Source organism: Lysinibacillus sp. GJ-1 (genome assembly GCF_021166035.1).
GTDB lineage: Bacteria > Bacillota > Bacilli > Bacillales_A > Planococcaceae > Lysinibacillus > Lysinibacillus sphaericus.
Map to the genome: position 1 here is coordinate 4,250,809 of NZ_CP088912.1, position 11,971 is coordinate 4,262,779.

Genomic DNA, 11,971 nt, shown 5'->3' on the forward strand with positions numbered 1-11,971 from the left:
CAAATAAAAAAGCCCTTATGATTAATAAAAATCATAAGAACTGTAATTTCATATAAATGGCGGTCCCGACCGGGATCGAACCGGCGATCTCCTGCGTGACAGGCAGGCATGTTAACCGCTACACCACGGGACCTCTTTAAGACATTTATAAATATAACACAAAAAATATAAAATTACAATACTATTTTTATTTACTTATTAAAAAATAGTAAAGAATACCTCTAATCTGGCAATAAAAAAACAGCCAGCACAAGGCTAACTGTTTGAATTGCCTAGCGACGTCCTACTCTCACAGGGGGAAGCCCCCAACTACCATCGGCGCTAAAGAGCTTAACTTCCGTGTTCGGTATGGGAACGGGTGTGACCTCTTTGCCATCATCACTAGACTATATTCGACCTCCAATACACGGCGTATTACTGCGTCAGCTTCTCTCGTTCAATCAGTCACGTACAAAGGTACGCTCCTTCAATCACTCATTTGCTTCCTTGTTCTACTTGTGTCTTGAAGCTCTCACGGCTTTCAATATACATCGTATTTCTTTGTCAGCTTCATTCGTTCAGTCAGTCACGTACAGACGTACGCTCCTTCCTTCTCTCAATCGCTTCCGCGAACTACTCGTATCTTGAAACCCTTTTATGAAAGGTTGTTCTTTCAAAACTGGATAAACGGTGCATTGAATGTTTCAAACTTTTTGGTTAAGTCCTCGATCGATTAGTATTCGTCAGCTCCATGTGTCACCACACTTCCACCTCGAACCTATCTACCTCATCGTCTTTGAGGGATCTTACTTACTTGCGTAATGGGAAATCTCATCTTGAGGGGGCTTCATGCTTAGATGCTTTCAGCACTTATCCCGTCCACACATAGCTACCCAGCGATGCCTTTGGCAAGACAACTGGTACACCAGCGGTGTGTCCATCCCGGTCCTCTCGTACTAAGGACAGCTCCTCTCAAATTTCCTACGCCCACGACGGATAGGGACCGAACTGTCTCACGACGTTCTGAACCCAGCTCGCGTACCGCTTTAATGGGCGAACAGCCCAACCCTTGGGACCGACTACAGCCCCAGGATGCGATGAGCCGACATCGAGGTGCCAAACCTCCCCGTCGATGTGGACTCTTGGGGGAGATAAGCCTGTTATCCCCGGGGTAGCTTTTATCCGTTGAGCGATACTCTTCCATGCGGAACCACCGGATCACTAAGCCCGTCTTTCGACCCTGCTCGACTTGTAGGTCTCGCAGTCAAGCTCCCTTGTGCCTTTACACTCTACGAATGATTTCCAACCATTCTGAGGGAACCTTTGGGCGCCTCCGTTACCTTTTAGGAGGCGACCGCCCCAGTCAAACTGTCCGCCTGACACTGTCTCCTGCCCCGCTAAGGGGCATGGGTTAGAATTTCAATACAACCAGGGTAGTATCCCACCGACGCCTCCTTCGAAGCTGGCGCTCCGAGATCTCTGGCTCCTACCTATCCTGTACAAGTTGTACCAAAATTCAATATCAGGCTACAGTAAAGCTCCACGGGGTCTTTCCGTCCTGTCGCGGGTAACCTGCATCTTCACAGGTACTATAATTTCACCGAGTCTCTCGTTGAGACAGTGCCCAGATCGTTACGCCTTTCGTGCGGGTCGGAACTTACCCGACAAGGAATTTCGCTACCTTAGGACCGTTATAGTTACGGCCGCCGTTTACTGGGGCTTCAATTCGCAGCTTCGCTTGCGCTAACCACTCCTCTTAACCTTCCAGCACCGGGCAGGCGTCAGCCCCTATACGTCACCTTACGGTTTTGCAGAGACCTGTGTTTTTGCTAAACAGTCGCCTGGCCTATTCACTGCGGCTCTCATGCGCTTGCACGCTCAAGAGCACCCCTTCTCCCGAAGTTACGGGGTCATTTTGCCGAGTTCCTTAACGAGAGTTCTCTCGCACACCTTAGGATTCTCTCCTCGACTACCTGTGTCGGTTTGCGGTACGGGCACCTCTCACCTCGATAGAGGCTTTTCTTGGCAGTGTGAAATCAGGAACTTCGTCCATACGGACTCGCCATCACAGCTCAACGTTACAGTGTGCGGATTTGCCTACACACACGCCTTACTGATTGGACGCGCACAACCAACGGCGCGCTTACCCTATCCTACTGCGTCCCCCATTTCTCAAACGGTGAGGAGGTGGTACAGGAATATCAACCTGTTGTCCATCGCCTACGCCTATCGGTATCGGCTTAGGTCCCGACTAACCCTGAGCGGACGAGCCTTCCTCAGGAAACCTTAGTCATACGGTGGACGGGATTCTCACCCGTCTTTCGCTACTCATACCGGCATTCTCACTTCTAAGCGCTCCACCAGTCCTTCCGGTCTGACTTCAACGCACTTAGAACGCTCTCCTACCACTGACATCGTAGATGTCAATCCACAGCTTCGGTGAATCGTTTAGCCCCGATACATTTTCGGCGCAGCGTCACTCGACCAGTGAGCTATTACGCACTCTTTAAATGATGGCTGCTTCTAAGCCAACATCCTGGTTGTCTGTGCAACGCCACATCCTTTTCCACTTAACGATTACTTTGGGACCTTAGCTGGTGGTCTGGGCTGTTTCCCTTTTGACTACGGATCTTATCACTCGCAGTCTGACTCCCGTGTATAAATATCTGGCATTCGGAGTTTGTCTGAATTCGGTAAACCGGGATGACCTAGTCCAAACAGTGCTCTACCTCCAGTATTCTCATCACGAGGCTAGCCCTAAAGCTATTTCGGAGAGAACCAGCTATCTCCAAGTTCGATTGGAATTTCTCCGCTACCCACACCTCATCCCCGCACTTTTCAACGTGCGTGGGTTCGGCCTCCAGTAAGTGTTACCTCACCTTCACCCTGGACATGGGTAGATCACCTGGTTTCGGGTCTACGACCACGTACTAATTCGCCCTATTCAGACTCGCTTTCGCTGCGGCTCCGCCTTCTAAAGCTTAACCTCGCACGTAATCGTAACTCGCCGGTTCATTCTACAAAAGGCACGCTATCACCCATTAACGGGCTCTAACTACTTGTAGGCACACGGTTTCAGGATCTCTTTCACTCCCCTTCCGGGGTGCTTTTCACCTTTCCCTCACGGTACTGGTTCACTATCGGTCACTAGGTAGTATTTAGCCTTGGGAGATGGTCCTCCCGGATTCCGACGGAATTTCACGTGTTCCGCCGTACTCAGGATCCACTCTGGAGGGAACGAACTTTCGACTACAGGGCTTTTACCTGCTCTGGCGGACCTTTCCAAGTCGCTTCATCTAACTCATTCCTTTGTAACTCCGTATAGAGTGTCCTACAACCCCAAGAGGCAAGCCTCTTGGTTTGGGCTCTTCCCGTTTCGCTCGCCGCTACTCAGGGAATCGATTTTTCTTTCTCTTCCTCCAGGTACTTAGATGTTTCAGTTCCCTGGGTCTGCCTTCAAGACGCTATGTATTCACGTCAAGATACTACGCGATTAAACGTAGTGGGTTCCCCCATTCGGAAATCTCCGGATCAAAGCTCACTTACAGCTCCCCGAAGCATATCGGTGTTAGTGCCGTCCTTCTTCGGCTCCTAGTGCCAAGGCATTCGCCGTGCGCCCTTAATAACTTAACCTATCGGCTTCCAATCAACTGCGCATTTCGTTGTCAGCTTCTCTCGTTCAATCAGTCACGTACGTAAGTACGCTCCTTCATTCACTCGTTCGCTTCCTAGAACTGCTTGTGTCTTGAAACCCTATTTCGTTATTAAGCCTATAAAAAACTTAAAAAATAAATGTGTTTGTTACAATTTCAATGTCGTTTTATCCAGTTTTCAAAGAACAAGTTTTGAAGTATTTCATCGTAATGATGAACCTTCAAAACTGAACGCAAAACGTAATCTTACAAACCCAAGGTTTGTATTCCGAAAATATCCTTAGAAAGGAGGTGATCCAGCCGCACCTTCCGATACGGCTACCTTGTTACGACTTCACCCCAATCATCTATCCCACCTTCGGCGGCTGGCTCCAAAAGGTTACCTCACCGACTTCGGGTGTTACAAACTCTCGTGGTGTGACGGGCGGTGTGTACAAGGCGGGAACGTATTCACCGCGGCATGCTGATCCGCGATTACTAGCGATTCCGGCTTCATGTAGGCGAGTTGCAGCCTACAATCCGAACTGAGAACGACTTTATCGGATTAGCTCCCTCTCGCGAGTTGGCAACCGTTTGTATCGTCCATTGTAGCACGTGTGTAGCCCAGGTCATAAGGGGCATGATGATTTGACGTCATCCCCACCTTCCTCCGGTTTGTCACCGGCAGTCACCTTAGAGTGCCCAACTAAATGATGGCAACTAAGATCAAGGGTTGCGCTCGTTGCGGGACTTAACCCAACATCTCACGACACGAGCTGACGACAACCATGCACCACCTGTCACCGTTGTCCCCGAAGGGAAAACCATATCTCTACAGTGGTCAACGGGATGTCAAGACCTGGTAAGGTTCTTCGCGTTGCTTCGAATTAAACCACATGCTCCACCGCTTGTGCGGTACCCCGTCAATTCCTTTGAGTTTCAGTCTTGCGACCGTACTCCCCAGGCGGAGTGCTTAATGCGTTAGCTGCAGCACTAAGGGGCGGAAACCCCCTAACACTTAGCACTCATCGTTTACGGCGTGGACTACCAGGGTATCTAATCCTGTTTGCTCCCCACGCTTTCGCGCCTCAGTGTCAGTTACAGACCAGATAGTCGCCTTCGCCACTGGTGTTCCTCCAAATCTCTACGCATTTCACCGCTACACTTGGAATTCCACTATCCTCTTCTGCACTCAAGTCTCCCAGTTTCCAATGACCCTCCACGGTTGAGCCGTGGGCTTTCACATCAGACTTAAGAAACCACCTGCGCGCGCTTTACGCCCAATAATTCCGGACAACGCTTGCCACCTACGTATTACCGCGGCTGCTGGCACGTAGTTAGCCGTGGCTTTCTAATAAGGTACCGTCAAGGTACAGCCAGTTACTACTGTACTTGTTCTTCCCTTACAACAGAGTTTTACGAACCGAAATCCTTCTTCACTCACGCGGCGTTGCTCCATCAGGCTTTCGCCCATTGTGGAAGATTCCCTACTGCTGCCTCCCGTAGGAGTCTGGGTGTCTCAGTCCCAGTGTGGTGACCCCTCTCAGGTCGGCTACGCATCGTTGCCTTGGTGAGCCGTTACCTCACCAACTAGCTAATGCGCCGCGGTATCCTATAGCGACAGCGAGATGCCGTCTTTCAGTATTGTCCCATGAGGGACAAAAGATTATTCGGTATTAGCCCCGGTTTCCCGGAGTTATCCCAAACTATAGGGTAGGTTGCCCACGTGTTACTCACCCGTCCGCCGCTAACGTCAAAGGAGCAAGCTCCTTCTCTGTTCGCTCGACTTGCATGTATTAGGCACGCCGCCAGCGTTCGTCCTGAGCCAGGATCAAACTCTCCATAAAAGAAATTTGATTAGCTCAAATTGTTTTGCTGGCATCAATTTTGATGTCCAAAATTTTGTTTCGTTCACTAACAAAGTTAGCTAGTAAAAACTATATTGATTACGTTTTGCTTGTTCAGTTTTCAAGGTTCATTTTGTTGCCGTTTGTTTCAGCGACTTTTACATCTTAACATTTTACGTTAATGATGTCAACAATTTTTTTAAATATTTTTGGAGCGGGTGATGAGAATCGAACTCACGACATCAGCTTGGAAGGCTGAGGTTTTACCATTAAACTACACCCGCAATTATTAAAATGTATTATGGCGCGCCCGGCAGGAGTCGAACCCACAACCTTCTGATCCGTAGTCAGACGCTCTATCCAATTGAGCTACGGGCGCATGTGTTAAATAACTGAACTGACTTGGTGCGGCCGAGAGGACTTGAACCTCCACGGGGTTGCCCCCACTAGGCCCTCAACCTAGCGCGTCTGCCGTTCCGCCACGACCGCATTCAAAAAAATAGGAACCTTCTTATTATACAATGATAATTCGAATTTTCAACCTTTTTCTTAAAAAAGATGAGCCATGAAGGACTCGAACCTTCGACCCTCTGATTAAAAGTCAGATGCTCTACCAACTGAGCTAATGGCTCATATTAAGAAATGAATGGCTGGGGTACTAGGATTCGAACCTAGGCATGACGGAATCAAAATCCGTTGCCTTACCGCTTGGCTATACCCCAATAAGTGGCGGTCCCGACCGGGATCGAACCGGCGATCTCCTGCGTGACAGGCAGGCATGTTAACCGCTACACCACGGGACCAATGTTACAATTATCTATTTATGAAAATGACCCCTACGGGATTCGAACCCGTGTTACCGCCGTGAAAGGGCGGTGTCTTAACCGCTTGACCAAGGGGCCATGGCTCCGAAGGCAGGACTCGAACCTGCGACAACCTGATTAACAGTCAGGTGCTACTACCAACTGAGCTACTTCGGAATAATCATATTGTGTTGTCGGCTTTATCTTGTCGACTTTTACTATTATAGGGATTAGCTGAATAAACGTCAACCCTTTTTTAAAATTTTTTTTACTCAACTATCATTAATTGCCCTGAACACTTGCCACAACAGTATCTGTTCACATTGAATCTAATTTTTCTAACATACCTTTGGTGACATTGTATACATTCATATGTATAGTGAGGACGCTGTTTTTTGCTACGAGATTTAGGTATTTGCAACGCTGAACAAAATCGAGGGGCATTCACTTTTTAACAACGCTCGAAAATCTTTATCACGATGTTGATAGCCCCTTCCTTCAAGGTGCAAGTGGTAATGACATAATTCATGAAGAATGATCCCCTCTACCTCTCTAACACCATATATTTCAAACGCCTTTGGATTGATTTCAATATGGTGGGATTGCAAAAGATAACGCCCACCTGTTGTACGCAGCCTTGGATTAAAGTATGCACGATGCATAAAGGGTTTATGAAAACTTTCTAATGAAATTCGACTTACAAGCTGTTGCAGTTCCTCATTGTTCAATTTCATCACCTCTAACAATAAGAATACCACACTGCGCAGTATAGACAGTGTGGTAAGAAATTATTACACTTCAACCATTTGTTTTTCTGGAGGAAGCATCGTTAATGAAATAAGGCCTTTGTTTACCTCTATTTGTTCCACCCATACTGTGACAATATCACCTAATGCCACAACCTCTAATGGATGTTTAATACGTTTTTTTTGCAACTTGGAAATATGCACAAGCCCATCTTGTTTTACACCAATATCAACGAATGCACCAAAATCGACGACATTCCGTACAGTACCTTGTAATTCCATTCCTACTTGTAAATCTTCCATTTTTAAAACATCCGTTTTAAGTAATGGTTGTGGGAAAGCATCACGCGGGTCACGGCTTGGTTTCATTAAAGTATCTACAATATCCTGAACAGTAACAACGCCAATCCCTAGACTTTCGCTTAACGCTTGAACATTAAGTGCTGCAATTGCTTCCTCTGCCTTTTGTGTTCCTAGTTCTTTTTTATTTATGTGAGCCGCTTCTAAAATTTGCTCTGCAATATTGTAGCTTTCTGGGTGAATACCTGTCGCATCGAATGGATTTTTCGCTTCAGGCACACGTAAAAACCCTATTGCTTGCTCATACGTTTTTGCACCGAGGCGAGGAATTTTCTTCAGTTGCGCACGAGTTGTGAATTGCCCATTTTCTTCTCGTACTTTTACAATGTTTTCGGCAACGGTTTTCGATAACCCTGAAACATATTGCAATAAAGAGGCTGATGCTGTATTGACATCGACACCGACTTGGTTGACCGCTGTTTCTACTATAAATGTTAATGACTCTGATAATTTCTTTTGAGAAACATCATGCTGATATTGCCCAACACCTACTGCCTTTGGCTCAATTTTTACTAATTCCGACAATGGGTCCTGCAAACGTCGTGCAATGGACACCGCGCTCCGTTGCTCTACTTGCAAATCAGGAAACTCAGCACGCGCAACCTCCGACGCTGAATATACGGATGCACCGGCTTCGTTGACAATAATATAGGCCACATCTGTATTCACTTCACTTAAAACATCGGCAATAAATTGCTCAGTTTCGCGCGAGGCTGTCCCATTACCAATCGCAATGATTGTAATAGGATATTTCGCTAAAATCTCTTTCACAACTGCTTTTGATTTTGCTACATCTGGCTTTGGCGGATGTGGGTAAATCGCCGTAACTTCTAGCATTTTACCCGTCTCATCAACAACAGCTAATTTACAACCCGTACGATAGGCAGGATCCACCCCTAGTACATACTTACCTTTTAACGGTGGCTGTAGTAAAAGATTGCGGAGATTTTCCGAGAAAATATGAATCGCTTGCGCCTCTGCTTTTTCCGTTAATTCATTACGTAACTCTCTCTCAATCGATGGTTGAATTAATCGTTTATAGGAATCCTCTATTGCAAGTTTCACCTCTGCAATGGCAGGTGAGAAACCTGTTGCTGGTATCCACTCTTTCCACATAATCATCAGTACTCGATCTATCGGTACTTGGATAGCAACCTTTAAGACATCCTCCTTCTCCCCACGATTGACAGCTAAAATACGATGAGGAACAATGCGGTTGACAGGCTCTTCATATTCGTAATACATTTCAAAAACCTTTTTTTCATCTAGTTCCGCATTTTTTAAAGCGGTAGTCAGCATGCCCTCTTTCCAAGAAAAAGTACGGATTTTCTGCCGTATACTTGCATCATCAGCAAAGCGCTCTGCTAAAATGTCACGTGCTCCAGCAATTGCATCTTCCACTGTTGCAACATTCTCCATATCAACAAAATCTTGAGCTAATTGGACTAACGCTTCACTACGATACTCTAGCAGGAGATCAGCTAGAGGCTCCAACCCTTTTTCCTTTGCGATAGTCGCTTTCGTACGTCGTTTTTGCTTATATGGGCGATATAAATCTTCAACACGTTGTAATACCGTCGCCACTTGGATGGCTTGTTCCAGCTCTGGCGTAAGCTTATCTTGTTCTTGAATTAAACGAAGAACCTCTTCTTTACGTTGTTCAAGTTGCTGTATGTAATGATAACGATCTTCTACAGCTTTTATTTGTACCTCATCCAAAGAGCCAGTAGCTTCTTTTCGATAGCGCGCAATAAACGGGACGGTGTTACCTTCATCCAGTAATTTTATTACTGCCTCTGCTTGATTTGGTTTAATTGCTACATCCTTTGCAATAAGCTGGTACATTTGTTTTTGTTCCACATTATCACTACCTTTTTTCTTTTCATTTTACCACTACACTTCAATAAAAAACCAAAGATAGTCCATCCACCAAGAAGGACAGCCAAAAATAAAAGGCGCTATTGCTATTGGATTATGAAACCCTCTAGTAATAAACGCCCTAATGAAAGGTATTACAGTGGCACACTTCCACTTGCAAGAATGACCTCCTGTAATTTCTTAATTGCTTTTCTTTGAATTCTCGAAACATGCATTTGAGAAATACCTAATAGTTCTCCCGCTTCTTTTTGGCTCAGTTGCTCTAAATAAGTAAGCTGAATAATTTGTTTTTCTCGCTCATTCAAAACTTCCATTGCATCTGCAACAATCATTCTTCTGTTGGTCATTTCATAACCTATATCTTCTTTACCCATAATATCAGATAACGTGACAGTACTTCCGTCATTATCTGATTCTATTGAATGATCCATTGACAGTGCTTGGTAGCTTCGGCTCATCTCCATTGCCTCTAAAACTTCTTCCTCCGGTACCTCTAAACGCTCTGCAATTTCTTTAACGGAAGGTGAACGTTGGAACTCTATCGTTAACGATTCTACAGTCGTTTTAATACGTGGTCCAATTTCTTTAATTCGTCTCGGTACATGAACATCCCACGTTTTATCGCGTAAGAATCGTTTAATCTCCCCAATAATAGTAGGTACTGCAAAGGCCTCAAAACTGCGACCAAATGTAGCATCAAAACGTCTTATTGCACCTAGTAACCCGAGCATTCCAACTTGCACAATATCATCGTAATAAGATTTACCATATGAATATTTTCGCGCAATGGACTCTACTAAATTACGATAATGAATAACCAAATTGGTTTGAGCTTCTTCATCTTCTGTTGCTTGGTACAATTCTATCCACTTTAATACATCTTCCTTAGTAGAAGATTTATGTAGTGATTCTTTCGACATTTTTTTCCACCTGCTCCCTAGCGACGTACTTTGTCATGAAGACAGTTACGCCACCATCGTTATTAATCATCACCTCATCCATTAAAGTTTCCATTAAATAAAGCCCTAAACCGCCCTCTCTTAGCCCCGCAATACTGTCTCCCGGATGATTAGGCCCAATTTTCGTTTTAATCTCTTCAAAGTTAAAACTATTCCCATAGTCTGCAATCATCATTTCCAACTTGTTTTCATAGAGCGCACAACCTATGACAATTTCGCCTTCTTCAACATCTTTATACGCATGGTGCACAACATTTGTCACCGCTTCACTAACGGCAATTTTCAAATCTTCAATATCATCGTAGCTAAACCCTATGCGGTTAGCTAATCCAGAAACCGTTAAACGAATAACACTGACAAACTGCGGCTTTGCAGGAACCCTTATCTCAATATAATCAAATTCCTTCATTACTTAATTCCACCTTCTTATCAGTTTCAATATCCATCAGTTCACTTAAGCCAGTAATTTCAAATAATCTTTGTAACCGTTTATATAGGCCTACAATTTTAACTTTACCTTCTTCACGTAAAGCTCTTTTATAAAAAGCTACTAAAATACCAAGACCCGTACTATCCATATAATTCACTTTCGATAAATCTAATTTAATCTCCATACCTTCTGTAATCTTAACCGCCTCTAGTTCCTCACGCAGACCAGAAGCTGTAAATGTATCAATTTCACCTTCAACATAACCATATAATTTTGTGCCATCTTTTTTAAAATTTACTACCATGTCCATACAGCCCACCTCCACCATATTTATTAGACTTTTCTTCTTTACCCGCATCTATCGGATGTTAAACATGATTAACTTTTTTTCTTCGCATAAATTTTATTTTTTTGAGTTACAAAAAACCAACGACAATTTTCTACAAACTTAAAAGGCAATAATGCTTGTAATGAAAAAAATTAAAAAAACATCAGGATAAATAAAATCCCTGATGCTCTATACACATATGTATATCAAAATTTAACAAGCCCCAAACTAATCATCAATGCTCCATCCACTTTTTCCATTACTGCATGATCTAGCTGCGTAATACGATCAGTCAATCTAGACTTATCAATTGTACGCACTTGCTCAAGCAAAATGACCGAATCACGTTCAAAACCGTACTTTTCAGCATTTATTTCAACATGTGTCGGTAATTTTGCTTTTTGAATCTGTGCAGTAATTGCCGCGATGATGACAGTCGGACTAAATCGATTTCCAATATCATTTTGAATTATTAATACCGGCCTAGTGCCACCTTGTTCGGATCCAACTACCGGCGATAAATCTGCAAAAAAAACGTCACCACGTTTTACATTCAAAGTGTCATCCCCCGCTAACGAGACGCTCCACTGTATGTTGTGCTTCATATTCCGCGTGCAAGCATTCACTTGCAATCATCAGGTTAATATGAGACATCTCAACATATCCTTTCATCATAGCTTCCCGTATTTGATTTGGTTGCTCCTGCATTAAATTTTTGCGCGACAAAATACGCACAAAAGATTCACCTTCAATTACTTCCTTTGTTTGTAGAATCAGTCTATCTTGAATAGCAATTGTAGCTTCTCTTAACTTTTTCTCGTACACAGCAAGCACCTCCAACGGAACCATACACTTTTTCATTACTACCCATTCTACCATTGAAAGATATTGTTGAAAAGACATGAAATGACAAAATATCTGACAATTTGAAGGACAAGTTGTAAAATTTTGTAGGTTTTCGAAAGTATGTGCTGGTACCATCCGTCATATTGACTTGGTGCCTTGTTAC

Annotated in this window: 6 protein-coding genes, 9 tRNA genes, 3 rRNA genes and 1 pseudogene; all 19 read right to left on the reverse strand. The window is 44.3% G+C overall.

Translation table 11 applies throughout. The annotated features are described in order from the left end of the window. Positions 1 to 57: 57 nt before the first annotated feature. Positions 58 to 133: transfer RNA gene (locus LO754_RS21120), tRNA-Asp, on the reverse strand. A gap of 137 nt (positions 134 to 270) precedes the next feature. Further along, positions 271 to 386: ribosomal RNA gene (rrf, locus tag LO754_RS21125) — 5S ribosomal RNA — on the reverse strand. Positions 387 to 692: 306 nt separating this feature from the next. Then, positions 693 to 3,612: ribosomal RNA gene (locus LO754_RS21130) — 23S ribosomal RNA — on the reverse strand. Between the two features lie 304 nt (positions 3,613 to 3,916). Then, positions 3,917 to 5,458 (reverse strand): 16S ribosomal RNA (locus LO754_RS21135). Together the 16S, 23S and 5S rRNA genes with 9 tRNA genes alongside form the textbook arrangement of a ribosomal RNA operon. 210 nt (positions 5,459 to 5,668) lie before the next feature. Beyond that, positions 5,669 to 5,742: transfer RNA gene (locus tag LO754_RS21140), tRNA-Gly, on the reverse strand. 18 nt (positions 5,743 to 5,760) lie between these two features. Then, positions 5,761 to 5,837: transfer RNA gene (locus LO754_RS21145), tRNA-Arg, on the reverse strand. A gap of 24 nt (positions 5,838 to 5,861) precedes the next feature. Continuing rightward, a tRNA-Leu gene (locus LO754_RS21150) sits at positions 5,862 to 5,947 on the reverse strand. 70 nt (positions 5,948 to 6,017) lie between these two features. Continuing rightward, positions 6,018 to 6,090: transfer RNA gene (locus LO754_RS21155), tRNA-Lys, on the reverse strand. Positions 6,091 to 6,105: 15 nt separating this feature from the next. After that, positions 6,106 to 6,180 (reverse strand) — tRNA-Gln (locus LO754_RS21160). A 5-nt stretch (positions 6,181 to 6,185) separates the two neighbouring features. Next, positions 6,186 to 6,261, reverse strand: a tRNA-Asp gene (locus LO754_RS21165). Positions 6,262 to 6,288: 27 nt separating this feature from the next. Further along, positions 6,289 to 6,360: transfer RNA gene (locus tag LO754_RS21170), tRNA-Glu, on the reverse strand. 1 nt (position 6,361) lies between these two features. After that, positions 6,362 to 6,438: transfer RNA gene (locus LO754_RS21175), tRNA-Asn, on the reverse strand. Positions 6,439 to 6,529: 91 nt separating this feature from the next. Further along, positions 6,530 to 6,989: pseudogene (locus tag LO754_RS21180) on the reverse strand (SprT family protein). A gap of 63 nt (positions 6,990 to 7,052) precedes the next feature. Continuing rightward, the gene (locus tag LO754_RS21185; protein ID WP_305068873.1) at positions 7,053 to 9,227 is read right to left on the reverse strand and encodes a Tex family protein; all 2,175 of its coding nucleotides are present in this window, start codon (positions 9,225 to 9,227) and stop codon (positions 7,053 to 7,055) included. 152 nt (positions 9,228 to 9,379) lie between these two features. Continuing rightward, positions 9,380 to 10,165 carry an RNA polymerase sigma factor SigB gene (gene sigB, locus LO754_RS21190; RefSeq protein WP_024361305.1) on the reverse strand — a complete coding sequence of 262 codons (786 nt, stop codon included), beginning with the start codon at positions 10,163 to 10,165 and terminating at the stop codon, positions 9,380 to 9,382. Further along, entirely contained in the window at positions 10,143 to 10,613 is a 471-nt protein-coding gene (rsbW, locus tag LO754_RS21195; RefSeq protein WP_231785210.1) for an anti-sigma B factor RsbW, read from the reverse strand. The genes sigB and rsbW overlap by 23 nt, the downstream gene beginning before the upstream one ends. After that, complete coding sequence (locus LO754_RS21200; protein ID WP_231785211.1) at positions 10,600 to 10,944, reverse strand: STAS domain-containing protein; 345 nt, start codon at positions 10,942 to 10,944, stop codon at positions 10,600 to 10,602. The genes rsbW and LO754_RS21200 overlap by 14 nt, the downstream gene beginning before the upstream one ends. Positions 10,945 to 11,168: 224 nt before the next feature. Continuing rightward, positions 11,169 to 11,519 (reverse strand): type II toxin-antitoxin system PemK/MazF family toxin, encoded by a 351-nt coding sequence (locus tag LO754_RS21205; RefSeq protein ID WP_008177055.1) that lies wholly within the window; start codon positions 11,517 to 11,519, stop codon positions 11,169 to 11,171. Positions 11,520 to 11,523: 4 nt separating this feature from the next. Next, entirely contained in the window at positions 11,524 to 11,787 is a 264-nt protein-coding gene (locus LO754_RS21210) for a hypothetical protein (RefSeq protein WP_080653282.1), read from the reverse strand. Between the last annotated feature and the right edge of the window lie 184 nt (positions 11,788 to 11,971).

Coding starts and splice junctions, on each gene's coding strand:
- sigB (WP_024361305.1), bottom strand. CDS start 10,165: ATGTCGAAAGAATCACTACATAAATCTTCTACTAAGGAAGATGTATTA.
- rsbW (WP_231785210.1), bottom strand. CDS start 10,613: ATGAAGGAATTTGATTATATTGAGATAAGGGTTCCTGCAAAGCCGCAG.
- LO754_RS21200 (WP_231785211.1), bottom strand. CDS start 10,944: ATGGACATGGTAGTAAATTTTAAAAAAGATGGCACAAAATTATATGGT.